The 18,454-nt window shown below is 62.4% G+C and carries 16 protein-coding genes; 13 read left to right on the top strand and 3 right to left on the bottom strand.

Annotation, left to right across the window (positions count from 1 at the left end; translation table 11 throughout):
• Positions 1 to 285: 285 nt before the first annotated feature.
• From phaC to AC3WLT_RS14550, 11 genes are all read left to right on the top strand, one after another.
• Complete coding sequence (phaC, locus tag AC3WLT_RS14600; protein WP_492592507.1) at positions 286 to 2,100, top strand: class I poly(R)-hydroxyalkanoic acid synthase; 1,815 nt, start codon at positions 286 to 288, stop codon at positions 2,098 to 2,100.
• 150 nt (positions 2,101 to 2,250) lie between these two features.
• Positions 2,251 to 3,432: an acetyl-CoA C-acetyltransferase gene (locus AC3WLT_RS14595; RefSeq protein WP_492592430.1), complete on the top strand. Its 1,182-nt coding sequence runs from the start codon at positions 2,251 to 2,253 to the stop codon at positions 3,430 to 3,432.
• Between the two features lie 160 nt (positions 3,433 to 3,592).
• On the top strand, positions 3,593 to 4,333 hold the full coding sequence (locus AC3WLT_RS14590; protein WP_492592429.1) for a 3-ketoacyl-ACP reductase: 741 nt from the start codon (positions 3,593 to 3,595) through the stop codon (positions 4,331 to 4,333).
• 134 nt (positions 4,334 to 4,467) lie between these two features.
• The gene (gene phaR, locus AC3WLT_RS14585) at positions 4,468 to 5,124 is read left to right on the top strand and encodes a polyhydroxyalkanoate synthesis repressor PhaR (protein WP_492592428.1); all 657 of its coding nucleotides are present in this window, start codon (positions 4,468 to 4,470) and stop codon (positions 5,122 to 5,124) included.
• A gap of 276 nt (positions 5,125 to 5,400) precedes the next feature.
• On the top strand, positions 5,401 to 6,792 hold the full coding sequence (rimO, locus tag AC3WLT_RS14580) for a 30S ribosomal protein S12 methylthiotransferase RimO (protein WP_492592427.1): 1,392 nt from the start codon (positions 5,401 to 5,403) through the stop codon (positions 6,790 to 6,792).
• A gap of 54 nt (positions 6,793 to 6,846) precedes the next feature.
• Positions 6,847 to 7,776: a sugar kinase gene (locus AC3WLT_RS14575; RefSeq protein ID WP_492592426.1), complete on the top strand. Its 930-nt coding sequence runs from the start codon at positions 6,847 to 6,849 to the stop codon at positions 7,774 to 7,776.
• A 70-nt stretch (positions 7,777 to 7,846) separates the two neighbouring features.
• Positions 7,847 to 9,031 carry a beta-ketothiolase BktB gene (gene bktB / locus AC3WLT_RS14570; RefSeq protein ID WP_492592425.1) on the top strand — a complete coding sequence of 395 codons (1,185 nt, stop codon included), beginning with the start codon at positions 7,847 to 7,849 and terminating at the stop codon, positions 9,029 to 9,031.
• 87 nt (positions 9,032 to 9,118) lie between these two features.
• Positions 9,119 to 9,802, top strand: coding sequence for a hypothetical protein (locus AC3WLT_RS14565; protein ID WP_492592424.1), 684 nt, complete (start codon positions 9,119 to 9,121; stop codon positions 9,800 to 9,802).
• Positions 9,803 to 9,810: 8 nt separating this feature from the next.
• Positions 9,811 to 10,995, top strand: coding sequence for a cystathionine beta-lyase (locus AC3WLT_RS14560; RefSeq protein WP_492592423.1), 1,185 nt, complete (start codon positions 9,811 to 9,813; stop codon positions 10,993 to 10,995).
• 413 nt (positions 10,996 to 11,408) lie between these two features.
• Positions 11,409 to 11,849 carry a VirK family protein gene (locus AC3WLT_RS14555; protein WP_492592422.1) on the top strand — a complete coding sequence of 147 codons (441 nt, stop codon included), beginning with the start codon at positions 11,409 to 11,411 and terminating at the stop codon, positions 11,847 to 11,849.
• Positions 11,850 to 11,868: 19 nt separating this feature from the next.
• Positions 11,869 to 13,239, top strand: a complete 1,371-nt coding sequence (locus AC3WLT_RS14550) for an alginate lyase family protein (RefSeq protein ID WP_492592421.1) — start codon at positions 11,869 to 11,871, stop codon at positions 13,237 to 13,239.
• A gap of 215 nt (positions 13,240 to 13,454) precedes the next feature.
• On the opposite strand, the gene AC3WLT_RS14545 is transcribed toward AC3WLT_RS14550, so the two are convergent.
• From AC3WLT_RS14545 to AC3WLT_RS14535, 3 genes are read right to left on the bottom strand one after another with little or no spacing between them, the layout of a single operon-like run.
• Positions 13,455 to 14,210, bottom strand: coding sequence for a PP2C family protein-serine/threonine phosphatase (locus AC3WLT_RS14545; RefSeq protein WP_492592420.1), 756 nt, complete (start codon positions 14,208 to 14,210; stop codon positions 13,455 to 13,457).
• Positions 14,211 to 14,222: 12 nt separating this feature from the next.
• Positions 14,223 to 15,596, bottom strand: coding sequence for a type VI secretion system-associated FHA domain protein TagH (tagH, locus tag AC3WLT_RS14540; RefSeq protein ID WP_492592419.1), 1,374 nt, complete (start codon positions 15,594 to 15,596; stop codon positions 14,223 to 14,225).
• A 51-nt stretch (positions 15,597 to 15,647) separates the two neighbouring features.
• Positions 15,648 to 16,043 (bottom strand): TssQ family T6SS-associated lipoprotein, encoded by a 396-nt coding sequence (locus tag AC3WLT_RS14535; protein WP_492592418.1) that lies wholly within the window; start codon positions 16,041 to 16,043, stop codon positions 15,648 to 15,650.
• A 502-nt stretch (positions 16,044 to 16,545) separates the two neighbouring features.
• On the opposite strand from AC3WLT_RS14535, the gene tssJ reads away from it, so the two are divergent.
• Together tssJ and tssK are read left to right on the top strand one after the other, a co-directional pair.
• Positions 16,546 to 17,079, top strand: a complete 534-nt coding sequence (tssJ, locus tag AC3WLT_RS14530) for a type VI secretion system lipoprotein TssJ (RefSeq protein WP_492592417.1) — start codon at positions 16,546 to 16,548, stop codon at positions 17,077 to 17,079.
• Entirely contained in the window at positions 17,076 to 18,446 is a 1,371-nt protein-coding gene (gene tssK / locus AC3WLT_RS14525; protein WP_492592416.1) for a type VI secretion system baseplate subunit TssK, read from the top strand. Before tssJ ends, tssK begins: the two co-directional genes overlap by 4 nt.
• Positions 18,447 to 18,454: the final 8 nt, after the last annotated feature.

Here is an 18,454-nt window from a genome sequence, read left to right as displayed (position 1 = left end):
GGAAAACGATAATTAAAAAAATATCGCACTGCGGCAAAATCGGGAACAAGCATTGACATGCCTTGCAATGGGGAGCAAGAATGTTCCTCACACATGGAGCAGGGCGTGACGAGGTCGCGAGCAATCGCCCACGTGCGCAAGAACCTGCCTCTCAAACCGTCCGCAAGGACTTACCGGTCAAAAGCAGGTATGGCAGCATCATATTCCTCAGCTTCCCCCAGCACGGACTCCTCGACGGAGCATGCGCAGCAGGCCGGTACGGGCGGCGCAACTTCAGCCGCCGGCATGCAGCAGTTATTCGACGCCTGGGTGAACGCATGGCGTTCGCTCGGCACACCGCCCGGCGGCAACGGCGCGCCATTCACCATGCCGCAGATGCCGGTGCAGATGCCGCAAATGCCAGCGTTTCCCGGCATGCCGGACTTCAGCAAAGCAGCCGCTGTCGCATCTATTCCGGCGATGCCGTCGCTGACGTCATTCGCCGGACTCAATGTTCCGGGCGCGGCGATCCCATCGGAGCGTCTGCAAAAGCTGCAAGCCGATTATTCCCGCGAGGCGATGGAGTTGATCCAGCAGGCCGCCGCCTCGACGACGAAAATCCCCGAACTCAAAGACCGCCGTTTCAGTGCCGACGCATGGAGCGCAACGCCGGCCTACGCGTTCACCGCGGCGTGGTATCTGTTGAATGCACGTTATCTGCAGGAACTGGTCGATGCGCTCGAAACCGAACCGAAGATGCGGGAACGCATTCGCTTCGCTGTGCAGCAATGGACCGCGGCAGCATCGCCCAGCAACTTCCTCGCCTTGAATCCGGAAGCGCAAAAGACCTTGCTCGAGAGTCAGGGCGAGAGTTTGCGGCAGGGTGTGATGAACCTGCTCAGCGACTTGCAGCGCGGCAAAATTTCGCAGACTGACGAATCGCGTTTCGTGGTCGGCGACAATCTCGCGAACACCGAAGGCTCGGTCATTTTCGAAAACGATCTGATCCAGTTGATCCAGTACAAGCCGCGTGCAGCCACCGTGCACGAACGGCCACTGTTGATCGTGCCGCCTTGCATCAACAAGTTCTACATTCTCGATCTGCAGCCGGAGAACTCGCTGGTCGCGCATGCGCTCGATTCGGGGCATCAGGTGTTCCTGATCTCGTGGCGCAACGCGGATGCATCCATTGCGCATAAGACGTGGGACGATTACATCGGCGAAGGCGTGCTCACCGCGATCGATACGGTGTGCAAGATCAGCGGCCGCGAGCAGATCAACACGCTCGGCTTCTGTGTCGGCGGCACGATGCTGGCCACGGCGCTGGCGGTGGCAGCCGCGCGCGGCGAACATCCGGCCGCGTCGATGACCTTGCTCACCGCGATGCTCGATTTCTCGGACACGGGCGTGCTCGACATCTTCGTCGACGAAGCGCATGTGCAGATGCGCGAGCAGAGCATTGGCGGCAAGAACGGCGGCGCGCCGGGGCTGATGCGCGGCATCGAGTTCGCCAACACGTTCTCGTTCCTGCGCCCGAACGACCTGGTGTGGAGCTACGTCGTCGACAACTACCTCAAAGGGCGCACGCCGGTGCCGTTCGATCTGCTGTACTGGAACAGCGATTCGACCAGTCTGCCGGGTCCGATGTACGTCTGGTATCTGCGCAATACGTATCTCGAGAACCGTCTGCGCGAGCCGGGTGCGTTGACCACCTGCGGCGAGCCGGTCGACCTGTCGAAGATCGACGTGCCGACCTTCATTTACGGTTCGCGCGAAGACCATATCGTGCCGTGGCAAACGGCGTATGCGTCGGTGCCGTTGCTGACGGGGCCGCTGAAGTTCGTGCTCGGCGCGTCGGGCCATATCGCGGGCGTGATCAATCCGCCGGCGAAGAAAAAGCGCAATTACTGGGTTCTGGAAGGCGACACCAGAACACTGCCGGAAGGCCCGGACGAGTGGCTGGATCAGGCCGCCGAAGTCCCCGGCAGCTGGTGGCCCGAATGGACCGCCTGGCTGGAGCAGTACGGCGGCAAGAAAGTGAAGCCGCGCGCCAAACCGGGCTCGGCCGGGTTTCCAGTCATCGAGCCGGCGCCGGGGCGCTATGTGCGGCGGCGCGAGTAGTGTGTAATGTGAGTCGCCGTGAAGATTTCATTGCGCAGTTCGAAGAGTGATCCGGATGAGCGCGTGATTGAAGCAAGAGCGAAAGAGCAACTAGACTTTTAACTTGACGGGCTGCGGCGCAATTGGCCGGCGTGCCCGGAGGATATGGAAATGACTGATGTTGTGATCGTATCGGCCGCCCGTACGGCAGTAGGCAAATTCGGTGGGTCTCTGGCGAAGATCGCCGCGCCCGATCTTGGCGCCACGGTGATTCGTGCCGTTCTCGAACGGGCCGGTCTGAAGCCCGAGCAGGTCAGCGAAGTGATCATGGGCCAGGTGCTGGCGGCCGGCTCCGGCCAGAACCCGGCGCGTCAGTCGCTGATCAAGGCAGGGCTGCCATCGGCCGTGCCCGGCATGACGATCAACAAGGTGTGCGGCTCGGGGCTGAAGGCGGTGATGCTGGCCGCCAACGCGATCATCGCGGGCGACGCCGACATCGTGGTCGCCGGCGGTCAGGAAAACATGAGCGCGGCGCCGCACGTGCTGCCGGGTTCGCGCGACGGCTTCCGCATGGGCGACGCCAAGCTGATCGACTCGATGGTCGTCGACGGCCTGTGGGACGTGTATAACCAGTACCACATGGGCGTGACGGCGGAGAACGTCGCCAAGGAATACGGCATCACGCGCGAGCAGCAGGACGCGTTCGCGGCGCTGTCGCAGAACAAGGCGGAAGCCGCGCAGAAGTCGGGCCGTTTCGACGACGAAATCGTGCCGGTCGAAATTCCGCAACGCAAGGGCGAGCCGCTGCGTTTCGCCACGGATGAATTCGTGCGTCATGGCGTGACGGCCGAATCGCTCGCGGGCCTGAAGCCGGCGTTCTCGAAGGAAGGCACGGTGACGGCGGCGAACGCGTCGGGTCTGAACGACGGCGCGGCGGCGGTGATCGTGATGTCGGCGAAGAAGGCCGAGGCGCTCGGCCTCACGCCGCTCGCGCGCATCAAGGCCTACGCCAACGCGGGCGTCGATCCGAAAGTGATGGGCATGGGCCCGGTGCCGGCTTCGCGCCGCTGTCTGGAGCGCGCGGGCTGGAGCCCGGCCGATCTCGACCTGATGGAAATCAATGAAGCCTTTGCCGCGCAGGCGCTCGCCGTGCACAAGCAGATGGGCTGGGATACGTCGAAGGTCAACGTGAACGGCGGGGCGATCGCGATCGGCCATCCGATCGGCGCGTCCGGTTGCCGGATTCTCGTCACGCTGCTGCACGAAATGCAGAAGCGCGATGCGAAGAAGGGTCTGGCGTCGCTGTGTATCGGCGGCGGCATGGGCGTCGCGCTGGCGGTCGAGCGTGCGTAAGGCGGTTTCAGGCATGGTTGCCGCGCGCCTCGTTGCAGCGGGCGGCGCGCGGTGAGCAGTGGCCTCGCCGGCCGGTCGCCCGGCGGCAGTGGAGATGAAGCACAAGGCGAGGGATGAGGCAGCCGGTCGGCGCCTCGAAAACGATAACGGAGTGAAGTTTATGACACAGCGAATTGCGTACGTAACGGGCGGCATGGGTGGCATCGGCACGAGCATTTGCCAGCGGCTCCACAAAGAAGGTTTCAAGGTGGTCGCAGGCTGCGGCCCGAACTCGCCGCGCCGTGTGAAGTGGCTCGACGAGCAGAAGGCGCTGGGTTTCGACTTCATCGCGTCCGAAGGCAATGTCGGCGACTGGGATTCGACCAGGGCCGCGTTCGACAAGGTCAAGTCCGAAGTCGGCGAGATCGATGTGCTGGTGAACAACGCCGGCATCACGCGCGACGTCGTGTTCCGCAAGATGACGCACGAAGACTGGACGGCGGTGATCGACACCAACCTGACCAGCCTGTTCAACGTCACCAAGCAGGTGATCGACGGCATGGTTGAGCGCGGCTGGGGCCGGGTCATCAACATTTCGTCGGTGAACGGGCAGAAAGGCCAGTTCGGCCAGACCAACTACTCCACTGCGAAGGCCGGCATTCACGGCTTCACGATGTCTTTGGCGCAGGAAGTGGCCACCAAGGGCGTGACGGTCAACACCGTGTCGCCGGGCTACATCGGCACTGATATGGTCAAGTCGATCCGCCCGGACGTGCTGGAAAAAATCGTCGCAACGATTCCGGTGCGCCGTCTCGGCCAGCCGGACGAAATCGGTTCGATCGTGGCGTGGCTGGCCTCGGACGAATCGGGTTTCTCCACGGGCGCTGATTTTTCGCTGAACGGCGGTTTGCATATGGGCTGAGTCTCGAGCGCGCCGCCCACAAGGCGGCGCGCTTCGGCTCAGATGGTTCCGGCGGCGTCTCGACTGTGCGATTACCCGATCGTGCAGTCGACGGGACGCCGTTTCCGCGCTCAACTCGCGCTCAAAGGCGTTACATGACCACTACTACAAAGAAAACAGCCGAACGACTGATCAAGAAGTATCCGAATCGTCGGCTCTACGATACAGAGACAAGCACGTACATCACGCTGACGGATGTCAAACAGCTCGTGCTGGATCAGGAGGATTTCAAGGTCATCGATGCAAAGAGCAACGAGGATCTGACGCGCGCCATCCTGTTGCAGATCATTCTCGAAGAGGAGAGCGGCGGCTTGCCGATGTTCTCGTCGTCGATGCTGTCGCAGATCATCCGCTTCTACGGCCATGCGATGCAGGGCATGATGGGCACGTATCTGGAAAAGAACATCCAGGCGTTCATCGACATTCAGGCGAAACTCGCCGACCAGTCGAAGAACCTGTACGAAGGCAAGGCGATGAATCCCGAAGTCTGGTCGCAGTTCATGAACATGCAGGCGCCGATGATGCAGGGCATGATGACCAGCTATATCGAGCAGTCGAAGAACATGTTCGTGCAGATGCAGGAGCAGATGCAGAACCAGGCGAAGTCCATGTTCAGCACCTTCCCGTTTACGCCGGGCGGCCCGGTGAATGCGGCCAATGCGCCGGCAAATCCGTCGGCAAATCCGTCGGGCAATCCACAAGGCAATCCGCAAGGCAATCCGCAAGGCAATCCGGAGCCGGAGAAGAAGTAACGGCGCAAGCAACGATGGCGGCGAGGGCGCAGGCGTTCGCTTGGCCGCCGCGCGGCCGGCGGTGGACCGGCGTGCACTCGGCGTGCATGGCGGATTCGATCAGAGCGGCCGGCACGGCGCGCGCAAGCGGAGGGCCGCCGGCGCGGTACAATGATAGGTTGCGTGTGCGGGGCGTTTTGCCGGGGATGATTCTTTAACCCCGTAGTTCCTGCCACACCGTCCCCCAATTCATCCCCATTTGTCGCCATCGCCACCGCTATACGCCGGACCCACCCTATGCCGCAGACCACTTCCCCCGCCGCGCCGACGTCTTCCACGCCGAAGGTCGGCTTCGTCAGCCTCGGCTGCCCCAAAGCGCTTGTCGACTCCGAGCAGATCATCACGCAGTTGCGTGCCGAGGGCTACGAGATCTCCGGCACGTACGACGGCGCGGACCTCGTGGTCGTCAACACCTGCGGCTTCATCGACGAAGCCGTGCAGGAAAGCCTCGACGCGATCGGCGAAGCGCTCCACGAAAACGGCAAAGTGATCGTCACCGGCTGCCTCGGCGCGAAAAAGAGCGCGAGCGGTTCCGGTCTGATCGAAGAAGTGCATCCGAAGGTGCTGGCCGTGACCGGCCCGCACGCGGTCGGCGAAGTGATGCAGGCGGTGCACAACCATCTGCCGAAGCCGCACGATCCGTTCGTCGATCTGGTGCCGGCGGCGGGCGTGAAGCTCACGCCGCGTCACTACGCGTACCTGAAAATTTCCGAAGGCTGCAACCACCGCTGCACGTTCTGCATCATTCCGTCGATGCGCGGCGACCTCGTGTCGCGTCCGCTTGCCGAGGTCATGCTCGAAGCGGAAAACCTGTTCAAGTCCGGCGTGAAGGAACTGCTGGTGATTTCACAGGACACCAGCGCTTATGGCGTCGACGTCAAGTACCGCACGGGTTTCTGGAACGGCAAGCCGATCAAGACGCGGATGACCGATCTGGTCGGCGCGCTCGGCGAACTCGCCGCGCAATACGGCGCATGGGTGCGTCTGCACTATGTGTATCCGTATCCGAGCGTCGACGAAGTGATCCCGATGATGGCCGAAGGTCCGTACAAGGGCCATGTGCTGCCGTATCTCGACGTGCCGTTCCAGCATGCGCACCCTGAAGTGTTGAAGCGCATGAAACGTCCGGCCAACGCCGAGAAGGTGATGGAGCGCGTGAAGGCGTGGCGCGAAATGTGTCCTGATCTGACGATCCGCAGCACTTTCATTGCCGGCTTCCCGGGCGAGACCGAAGAGCAGTTCCAGACGCTGCTCGATTTCATCCGCGAGGCGGAGCTGGATCGGGTCGGCTGCTTTGCGTACTCGCCGGTCGAAGGCGCCACGGCCAACGAACTCGACGGCGCGCTGCCCGACGAAGTGCGTGAGGAACGCCGTGCGCGTTTCATGGAAGTGGCCGAAGAAGTGTCGGCGAAGCGCATCGCGAAGAAGGTCGGCAAGACGCTCAAGGTGCTGGTCGACGAGATCAACGCCGACGGCGGCATTGGCCGCACCGCTGCGGATGCGCCTGAGATCGACGGTGTCGTGTATATCGCGCCCGCCGCCAAAGCGTCGAAGCGTTACAAGGTCGGCGATTTCGTGTCGGTGAAGATCACCGGCGCCGACGGCCACGACCTGTGGGGCGAGGTTTAAGCGATGGCCTTAAGCGTGACTCGTGTGCCGGAAGCCCGGATGCCGGACACCCGGATGCCGGAAGCCCGTACACCGGAGATCCTCGCGCTCGGCGAGGCGATGATCGAATTCAACCAGTCGGCCAAGGATCAGCCGAACTACCTGCAAGGTTTCGGCGGCGACACGTCGAACTTCTGTATCGCGGCGGCGCGGCAGGGCGCGAAGACCGGTTTCGTGTCGGCGGTCGGCGGCGATCATTTCGGGCGTTTGCTGATCGATTTGTGGGAACGCGAGCAGGTGAATACCTCGCTCGTGCGGGTGGACGAGCGCGCATCGACCGGTGTGTATTTTGTCTCGCACGGCCCCAACGGCCACGCGTTCGACTATCTGCGCGCCGGTTCGGCCGCGAGCCGTTATGCGCCGCACGACCTGCCGCTCGATGCGATTGCCGCGGCCAAAGTCATCCATCTATCCGGCATCAGCCTCGCGATCAGCCTGAGCGCCTGCGACGCGGCGCTTGCCGCGATCGAACATGCACGCGCCAACGGCGTGCGCGTGAGCTTCGACACCAACCTGCGCCTGAAGCTGTGGCCGTTGGCCCGGGCGCGTGCGGTGATGCTCGAAGCGATCCGTCAGACCGACATCTGTCTGCCGAGCTGGGACGACGTGACCGAACTCACCGGCTTGACCGGCCGCGACGAGATCGTCGATTTCCTGCTGTCGCACGGTCCGCGCGTGGTCGCGCTCAAGCTCGGCAAGGAAGGCTCGTATATCGCGACGCCCAATGAGCGGCGCGTCGTGCCGGGCCACGTCGTCAACGCGGTCGATGCGACCGGCGCGGGCGACTGCTTCGGCGGCGCGTTCATCGCGCGCATCGTCGCCGGTGACGATCCTTTTGAAGCGGCGCGTTATGCGAACGTCGCCGCGGCGCTGTCGACGCAAGGCTACGGCGCCGTCGCGCCGATCCCTTCGCGGGCGACGGTCGAACACATCCTGGCTGGCTGATCGCTTCGCGCTGCAACACGCGGCCCGCCAAGGCAAGATCATCTTGAGAGACTAAAGAGAGGAGCGAGCGATGCAACGGGACGTAGTGGTGGTAAGCGGCGTGCGTACGGCGATCGGCACCTTTGGCGGCAGTCTGAAGGATTTTCCGCCGACCGATCTCGGCGCCCGCGTGGTGCGTGAAGCGCTGGCGCGCGCCAATGTGTCCGGCGACGAAGTCGGCCATGTGGTGTTCGGCAATGTCGTGCATACCGAACCGAAAGACATGTATCTGGCGCGCGTGGCCGCGATCAACGGCGGCGTCGCGCAACACGCGCCCGCGTTGACGGTGAACCGCCTGTGCGGCTCGGGCTTGCAGGCGATCGTGTCGGCCGCGCAAAGCGTGCTGCTCGGCGACGCCGACATCGCGATCGGCGGCGGCGCGGAAAACATGAGCCGCGCGCCGTACTCGATGCCCGCCGCGCGCTTCGGCCAGCGCATGGGCGATGTGCGCCTCGTCGACATGATGGTCGGCGCGCTGAACGACCCGTTCCAGTCGGTCCATATGGGTGTGACGGCTGAGAACGTCGCGCGCAAATACGACATCTCGCGTGAAGCGCAGGATGCGCTCGCGCTCGAATCGCATCGCCGTGCGGCTCACGCGATCAGCAGCGGCTACTTCAAGGACCAGATCCTGCCGATCACGATTCCTTCGAAGAAGGGCGACGTCGTGTTCGATACGGACGAGCACGCACGCATGAATGCAACGGCGGAAGACTTCTCGAAGCTCAAGCCGGTGTTCGCGAAGGAAAACGGCACGGTGACGGCCGGTAATGCGTCGGGCATCAACGACGCCGCCGCGGCGGTCGTACTGATGGAGCGCGGCGTCGCCGAACAGCGCGGCATCAAGCCGCTGGCGCGGCTGGTTTCGTACGCGCATGCCGGCGTCGATCCGGCTTATATGGGTATCGGCCCGGTTCCAGCCACGCGCAAGGCGCTCGAGCGCGCCGGCCTGACGGTCGCCGATCTCGATGTGATCGAGGCGAACGAGGCGTTTGCCGCTCAGGCGTGCGCGGTCAGCAAGGAACTCGGCCTCGATCCCGCGAAGGTCAATCCGAACGGCTCGGGTATTTCGCTCGGCCACCCGATCGGCGCGACCGGCGCGCTGATTACCGTCAAGGCGCTGTACGAGTTGCAGCGGGTCGGCGGCCGGTATGCGCTGGTGACGATGTGTATCGGCGGCGGGCAGGGTATTGCGGCGGTCTTCGAACGGATCTGAGGCCGGGCGGCAAACTCGCGTCAGACAGGTATCGAGCAGGTATCACGCAGGTATCACGCAGGTATCACGCAACAAGGAAAGGAACGGATGCAGGAATCGAAAGCGATGAAGGGCGCGGCGCGTCGGCGCGGTTGGGCCGGTTGGAAGGGTTGGAAGGGTTGGACAGTCGTGAGCGTTGCCGCATTGCTGTGTGCCGGCGCGGCGGCGTTGATGCCCGCGCAGGCATGGGCGGAAAGCGACGCGGTGAAGGAATTGGCGGCGCCGCCGCCGATTCAGTTGCCGCTCAAGCCGAGCCCCGAATTCGCGAAGTTCCCGCGCTACGCCGGCATGCTGGGCTCACGTCAGATTGTGCTGCGGCTCGGCGCGAAAACCGATGATCCGTCCGGCGTGCACGGCGAGTATCAGTACACGGATAACGGCGAAGTGGTGCTGATCGCCGGCGACCGTGACGGCGACGTGCTCGAAGTCGAAGAGTCGAACGACGGCACGCATATCACCGGGAACTGGGTCGGCAAATTTGCCGCCGACGGTTCGGTCACCGGCGAACGGATGAACGTCGACGATGCCAATCCGCTGGCGTTCGATCTGAAGCCGCTGGCAGCGGGGCAGGCGGTGCCGGCCGCCGCGGCTGTCACGGCGGCGGGCGCTGCTGTGAACAAGGCCGCGGCGGTGCCGCAGCCATCCGCGGGTGTTGCCGCTGCACCGGCCCCGGCGGCCGGAACGGGCGGTCACGCGGTGGGTGGCGTCAGCAACCTGCAAACCGGCGAGTGAAATTCACCATGACCCAATCCAAATCCAAACCCGGTCTGCAAACCCGCATCGTGCGCGCCAAGGATCAGCTCACGCCTGGCTTCGAATCGTTCTCGATGCCGGTCATGCGGGCTTCGACCGTCGTGTTCCCCGATCTCGCGACGATGCGCGCGCTCGACTGGAAAAACGATGCGCAATGGCGCTACGGCCTGCACGCCACGCCGACTTCGCTCGCGCTGGCGCAGCGGCTTGCGACCATCGAAGGCGGCAAGCACGCGTTATTGCAGCCGTCGGGGCTGTCGTCGATTTCGAACGTGTACTTCGGCATTGTCAAAGCCGGCGACGACGTGCTGATTCCCGATAACGTCTACTCGCCGAATCGCGATCACGGCGACTGGCTGGCGCGCGATTTCGGCATCACGGCGCGTTACTACGATCCGATGATCGGCGCGGGCATCGCCGATCTGATCCAGCCCAACACGCGCTTGATCTGGCTGGAAGCGCCGGGTTCGGTCACGATGGAAGTGGCCGACGTGCCCGCCATCACCGCGGTTGCGCGCGCGCGCAACGTCGTCACGGCCATCGACAATACGTGGTCGGCGGGGCTTGGGTTCCGGCCGTTCGACCACGGCGTCGATATCTCGGTGCAGGCGCTGACCAAGTACCAGTCGGGCGGCGGCGATGTGCTGATGGGCGCGACCATCACCGTCGATCGCGAGTTGCATCTGAAGCTGAAGGCCGCGCGCATGCGCATGGGCATCGGCGTCTCCTCGGATGACTGTTCGCTGATTCTGCGCAGCCTGCCGACCCTGCAACTGCGCTTCGAACAGCATGACCGCGCGGCGCTCGGGCTGGCCAGATGGCTGAAGACGCGGCCGGAAATCGCGGCGGTATTGCACCCGGCGCTGCCCGATTGCCCGGGGCATGAATTTTTCAAGCGCGACTTCACGGGCGCGGGCGGCCTGTTTTCCGTTGTGTTCGATGGGCGTTACAGTCCGGCGCAAATCGATACGTTCTGCGAGTCGCTGGAACTGTTTTCGCTCGGTTGGAGCTGGGGCGGCGCGCATAGTCTCGCGATGCCGTACGACGTCGCGTCGATGCGCACCGAAGGGCAATGGCCGCATCGCGGTACGTTAGTGCGGTTTTATATCGGCCTGGAAGAGGAGGCCGATTTGCGCGCGGATATCGAGCACAGTCTGGCTACGCTGGGTTAAACGCCTGAGCGTTTTTGTCGAAGTTCAAGCAAGCCCATCGGGACCTGGTTCCGATGGGCTTTTCCTTGTGTCGATATAGCCAGTAAGCCTAACCATTCGGCCGAATGTTCGATGCCGGATCTCGACGCTACGGTGGGGGCCGTAACCGTCGAACCAGGCGAGAAAGTCCCCGCGGGTCGCCATCGGTGCTTGCCGGAGTTCGCGTGCGAATGGTCGGCGTCACGAGACGCGTCTGTGCGCGCTGAAACTGCAATCGCGCCGGCGACGACGTTCTGTCGGGACCGTGACTCGGACGCATCCAGGCGAGCGCCGCCGACAATGTGACGGTGCTTTGCAACTTTTCTTGCGCAGATCGGTACTCACAGTTCGATGTAACCCGAAAGCGCAATCTGATATTTCATTCGAGGATAAGGATGCTTAAAACGTCACTGACCGTGCTCTCATTCGCTGCCTTTTCCGGCGCGGCTTACGCCTCCTCCACGGTCGAACTGTCGAGTTTGTCCGATGTCGAAGCCGCGCTCGCTCGCGGCGCCAGCGTCTCCGTCGCTGTCGACCTTACCAGGTGTGAACCCGCAGCTGGCACGACTTCTCCCGGCACAGCTCGCGGCGGCCTGAAGATAGGCGCATACCGGATCATTCCGGACGGCACACTCAGTTTTGCTGACGAACACGCAACGGTTGATCGCACCGGCCAGCCGATCTGGCAGTTTCTGCGCTATCAGGTCAAGCCTGACCAGACAGTCGCCTTTACCATGGACGTCTTTTCACTACCTTCGTACACACGCATCGCTTCTCAGATCGGCTACATGTGCGCCATCAATCAGGGTGTAAGTTTCCTCACGGATCACCGTTGATCCAATTGCGTCCCCATAAATGGCCTGGCAAGAACGGATCGGGACGGGGGCGGCTTCACTTGCGCGGAACTTAAGCCATCAGACCGCTACCCAGGACAACGGTATCCCTTATGCTTTCACCGGTGTTATAGCAACCTGTTGCCAGGTGAACCGGTCCCCCTTCGGAGCTAAGTTGGAATCTTCAAATTTTATTCGCCAGCGGCCGGCCTGCGTCGCGCGTTTCAGCTGCGGCATTCTTGCGGCACTCTTCTTCGTCAGCACCAACCCGGAAGCACTGGCAAACGATGCTCATCCATTCGTGCATCCGGGCTTGCTTCACACACAGCAGGACTTCGACCGGATGCGCATCAAGGTCGCGCACGGCGATCAGCCCTGGGTCGCCGGCTGGCAGAAACTCGTCGCCAATCGACACGCGTCGCTGAACTGGAAGCCCAATCCGCAGGCGATCGTGTATCGGGGTGCGGACGGCCACCATGCAGAGAACTATGCAGCGCTCTTCAACGATGCCGCAGCCGCCTACGCGCTGGCCTTGCGATGGAAGATTTCCGGCGACGACGCGTATGCCGGAAAGGCGGTTGAGATTCTGAATGCCTGGTCATCGACCCTGACTGCGATTGACGGCACTTCGGACAAGTTCCTGGCCTCAGGAATCTACGGCTACCAGCTTGCCAACGCCGCCGAGATCCTGCGCACTTATCCTGAATGGCGCCCAGCCGACTTCGGCCGCTTCAAGACGACGATGCTGACGGTCTTCTATCCGATGAACCACGACTTCCTCGTTCGCCACAACGGCGCGAAGACAGACCACTACTGGGCGAACTGGGACCTCGCGAACATGGACTCGATGCTCGCTATCGGCGTGCTCACGGATCGCCGCGACATCTACGACGAGGCCACCGGGTATTTCAGGCACGGCGCCGGCAACGGCGCTATCGGCCATGTCGTGTGGAAAATCTACGATGGCGGAATCGGACAGGTGCAGGAGAGCGGACGTGATCAGGGACACACCATGCTCGACGTAGCGCTGCTCGGTACGTTCTGCCAGATGGCGTGGAATCAGGGAGACGATCTGTTCGGTTATGACCACAATCGTTTTCTGCTAGGCGCTGAATATGCAGCCCGGTACAACCTCGGTCGCGATGTGCCCTATACCACGTACACCAACAGCGATGTCACGCAGATGACGATTTCGGACAAGTCGCGTGGCGATGTGCGGCCGATCTGGGAACTGCTGTACAACCACTACGTTGTGCTCAAGGGCATGAACGCACCTGATGTCGAAGCCTTCGCGAAAAAGGTGCGCGCGGAAGGCGGCGGGGGTGACTACGGCCCCAACAGCGGCGGCTTTGACCAGCTTGGTTACGGAACGCTAACCTTCACCTTGAAGTAGGCCAGTTCGCGGGCAGCCGGTGCGCGCTTTGCCGCAGGGAGGTTTGTCTCGAGAACCGCCACGTCGAAGCCGCACGGGCGCAACAACGCATTGCAGACAAGACGCGCGATCGGAGTGTCACTTCGCCGCCAGGCAAGACCTGACCGGATCGGTCCGATCCGGAATGCAGTTGGTGCCGGTGAAACCCGGCCACGACTGTGCTGCGAATGCCTGATCTATTCCTTGACCCGCTGCAGGGTGACGTCTTCAGGACGGCCGACCCACACCGCAAGTGCCGAGTAGTTATCCATTGATGTGCCGCGCGTATGCTGATGTGAAGCAGCGTGCCGGAGCAGGGACAACCAGTCGTCCACCTTGTTGACGATTCGCAGATGTTGCCCGATGCTTGCGTCGGACAGCGCGTGCCAAAGACCATCCGTGCACAGCAGAAAGGCGTCGCCGTCATGTAGCGACTGAATCGGGCTGACGCAAGGCGTGATGTCGCCGCGTACGCCAAGTGCGCGATCGAGAAGATTCGGGTTGATTCCGTCGAATGGCAGGCCGGCGTCGGCCATGCGTTGCAACAGACTGTGGTCGCGCGTGCGATGGATCAGCAAGCCACGCCGGAAGTGATAGAGCCGGCTGTCGCCGAGGTGTGCCCATTGTGCGGTGCGCGCCATGCGATCGATGAACAGCGCGACGACAGTGGCGCCCATCTTCCGGTTGCGCGGATCGCGCGCCTGTTCGGCCAGAATCGCATCGTTCGCGTCCTTGATGCAAGCCTCGATTGCCGCGGAAGTCATCGGGCGCGCGCTGCCGTGGGCGAGGATATGATTCACTGCGCATTGCGCCGCAACCTCGCCGCCCGGTTCGCCGGCGATGCCGTCGCTAACCACAAAGCATGCGTGCCTCTCTGATACTACGTGGCCGATGACGTCCTGGTTACCCGAGCGGCTTCCAGTGCACGAGAAATAGGCATACGAAATATCCATGCGCCCGCCGCTTCAGCCGCGGCAGCTATTGCGGTACTGCGTGACCTCCGCGTCGTAGGCCGCGAGAAACGCACTGCCGAACACAGCGCTGAAATCGTCCTCGACGGCGAGCAGCGTGTCGCGGTGGAGCTTCACATATTCATCCCATAGCCGGGCCTTGCGCCGCATCGGCACATAACGATCCAGCCACTGCTGCACCGGAGTACGCTGTTCCAGCCGTTCTGGAGCAAAACGCCGGAGCAGTTCGGTGAGTGCCGCGCGCATGCCGGCAACCATGCCGATCTGATGCGCATGCAGATCGTTGAAGGCGTCGCTGACTGCACCTTGTGGCGACATGAACCCTGGAAAAGGCAGGCCGAACATCTGCCTGAGTACTGCGCCACCGTCCGGAAGCAGCTTGAGCGGATTGTTCTCACGGTCGAGCAGCATCGTCATGTCGGCTTTCACTTCGCGCTTGAGAATACTGCGCGACGAGAGCAGCTTCACGGTGCCGTTGGCGAACAGCGCTAGCAACTGTCCTGCGGTGTAGAACTGATCGGTCGTCCACCGGTCACTCGCGGTGTCGAGACCCGCGCCTCGCATAAATGCCATCAGCAAGGGCTGAGCCGATACGTCGAGATGGGGCGCGGCAGGTCCGTCATCGCTCCTGCCGGGCTGCCCGACGGCTCGCACGGTGTCCGGCGTGTCCGGCGTGTCCGGTACGAGCGGGCGGGCGCGTATCGTCTGCGTCCATTCGCCTGCATGGTCCGATGCCGTGTTCTGCACGCCGAATGGGCGATCGCGGCTGCCTGGCGCCGCCTGCGGTAACGGCGCTGCGGATTGCGCAAGGTGGCTCGGAGAAGGTTCAAACAGGGCGTCGCCTGCACTGTCGGCTGGACCAAACAATTCAAGCGGATCGGAAGGAACGTTGCGCAGTTCGTCGAACGCGGTGGCGCGCTGAACCGCATCGCTGCCGCGTTCGCGTGCGCCGGGCTGAGCGCCTGGGTGCGTGCCGCCGCTGAAGCGCGATTCGAGCGTATGCCAGAAATCGTCGCGGCTCTGCGCTGCAGGCGCCTCGCCAGTACCCGCATCCACATTGTCGCGCTCGGCGCGCAACAGGTACGTTCCGATGCGAATCGCATCGCCGGCCTTCAACGCGTGCTCGTCCGCGCATGACAACGGCGTGCTGTTGACCTCGACCACCAATACGCTGCTGAGATTCTTGAGCACGCAGCGATCGCCGTCCATCTGCAGCAGCGCTTGCAGCCGCGAGATCTGCCGCGTTTCGTCGGGTAACACGAGATGATTGTCGACGTTGCGGCCAATGGTGCCGCCGGGTGGCCTGAATACTGCAGTGGTGCCGCGTTGGATAGGGCGGCCGGCGTGTTCAATAACAGTCAATTGCATGATGGACGCTTGACTCGATTATGCAGATTTCCCGGCTTGCATCACGTTGCGCTATGACGATGACGCCGCCGCACGTTGCCGGCGCGCTGCTTCGAATGCCGGCCCCCAGATCGGATGTCCCCGTTCAGCCGCTGACAACGCGAAGCGCGGATCAATATCGAGGATCTTCCGGAATTCGGCACGGCATGCCGATACCCTGCCGGTGACGCAATAGCTGAACGCCATGAGCTTATGAGCCTCGATCTGCGTGGTGCTATCGGACCGGTCGATTTCACTGGCATGACTGAGCAATTGGATCGTGCGCGAGTAATCGCCGCTCGAATAAGCACTGCGCGCGTTCTGAACGGTTTCTGTGGCCGCGCGCTGCTGCGGCGAAACGCTCGAGCAACCGGCAAGGATGGAGGCGGAGAACACCAGCACGGTAGCGATAATGCCAATGAGCTTCATGGAGTCACGCTACCAATGGCAAAACGCGTGTTATCCGGATCAGGAATTTTTTTCAGCATTTCGAAAAACAGCAGGTAGTTTTTTCATGAAATCAAATGGAGCCTAACCCACTCTGGATAGGGTGATATCGACACGTGAAACAGGCAACTGTTAACTATATCTCGCAATTTTCCTATCGCAATGGTGAAAATTCGTAGTCTGTGCGCGAGTGCGGCTTTGGATAATTGTATGCCAGAAAAATTGAATTAAAAACTAATTAGAACAACGATCCAAGTATCAATTTTTGAATAATGGTAAACCAGATGTTGCTATTTGGTTTAAATGTGAATTACGCTGAATCAGATTTTTTATCTGTGCGCACGTGACCGCAAAAAAGTGCGCACGGCGAAGCAATGCCCATTTTCGAGCAGCCTTCCGCCGGCGGACCCGCCCGGTCAAAAACTCCAGGTACCGGCGCGAACGCCTCGGCGCAACCATGCCGTTCTGACGAACGAGAGAGATGATGCAAGTGTCGATTAAACAGGCGCATTGGCCGCTCGTGGGAATCGTGCTGGCCGGCATGCTGCTGGGCAGTTGCGCAGCAACAGAAAAATCGCTGCCGATACCGTACGCGATTTCCTTTGAGGTGGCACCCGACGTGAATCCGGATGGAAGCGCAAGGCCGTCGCCGATCGTTTTGCAGATATTCCGGCTCAAGTCGGCTGCGAGTTTCGACGGAGCCGATTTCTTTTCGCTTCAGAGCAAGACGCAAAGCACACTGGCCGGCGAACTGCTGGGCGTGGACCGGCTGATTCTACGTCCCGGCGAATCGCGCACGGTCCGATATGCGGGCGATCTCGATGCCCGCAATGTCGGTGTGGTCGCGGGCTATCGCGCGCTCGAGCGCAATCGCTGGAAATTGATCGTGCCGTTACCCGCTGCCAAGGAAACGAATCTGCTGAAATTCTGGCAGACCTCGCCTGGAGAAATCCGGCTGTCGATTGCCGTGAGGAACGGCGGAATGCAAATCGTCGACCAGACGGGGGCAAACCGATGAGCACGATCGATTTGCCGCCGAGGGCAGGTGCAGCGCTGCGCCACCGCGTCGTCTGGTCCGAGGGCATGTTCCTGAGACCGCAGCATTTCCAGCAGCTCGAGCGCCATTTCGAACGCTATGTGCAACTGCGCTGCCTGCCCGTTCAGGGGCTGTTCTGGGGGTTCAGCACGCTCGACGTCGACACCGAGGCGCTTGCCCAGGGCAAGGTCGTGCTGCTCGCTGCATCGGGCGTGCTGCCGGATGGCACGCCGTTCGATTTTGCCGGCGGCAGCGACGCCCCCGCGCCGCTCGATATCCGCACCGACGTGACGAACGAGACGATCGTGCTCGCGGTGCCGACGTGGCGCGGCGACAGTGCGCAGGTCTCGTTCGACGAGAACAGTGTGTCGCCGCTGTCGCGTTACGTTGCCACGGAGACCGAAGTCGCCGACGTGAATACGATCGGACTCGGTCCGGCACTGATACAGATCGGCAAGTTGCACTTGCGGCTGATGGCGGAATCGGATCTCTCGTCCGACTGGCAGGCGATGGGGGTGATGCGCATCGTCGAGCGCCGCGCAGACCGTCGCGTGATTGCCGAGCCCGGCTACATTCCGCCGATGCTCGCGGCGCAAACGAGCCCGGTGCTGGCAAGGTACATGAGTGAATTGCACCGGCTGCTCACGCAGCGCGGCGAAACGCTGGCGAGCCGCCTGACGCAGCCGGGCCGCTCCGGGGTGGGCGAAGTGGCGGATTTTCTGCTGCTCGAGCTGATCAACCGCTACGTCGCCGTGACGTGGCATGCGCAGCAGCCGGTTGCGATTCATCCGGAGACGTTGTACCGCGACTGGCTCAAGCTCGCGTGCGATCTCAGCACATTCACGTCGAGCACACACAGTCCGCAGGTGCTCCCCCGTTATGACCACGACGATCTGAGCACGACGTTCGGCGAGCTGATGAGCGAATTGCGCCGCTCGCTCGCGACCATGCTCGAGCAGAACGCGATCCAGATCGAGTTGAAGGATGCGGGCAACGGCGTGCGCGTGGCAATCATGTCGGATACCGAATTGATGCGCGATGCCGGATTTGTGCTGGCGGTGCATGCGGACGTGCCGGCAGATGTCTTGCACACGCGCTTTCCCGCACAGGTGAAGCTCGGCCCCGTCGAGCGGATCCGCGATCTCGTGCAGCTTCAATTGCCGGGCATCGGCGTGCGCGCGTTGCCGGTCGCGCCGCGGCAGATTCCGTATCACGCGGGCTATGCGTACTTCGAGCTCGACAAGAGCGGCGATCTGTGGCGGCAACTCGACCGTTCAGGCGGGCTTGCGCTGCATCTTGCCGGCGAGTTTCCCGGATTGTCGATGGCTTTCTGGGCGATCCGCGGTTGATGCGGACG

The sequence above is a fragment of the Paraburkholderia sp. FW306-2-2C-D06C genome (genome assembly GCF_058781505.1).
This window is presented reverse-complemented; position numbering and strand designations above follow the sequence as displayed.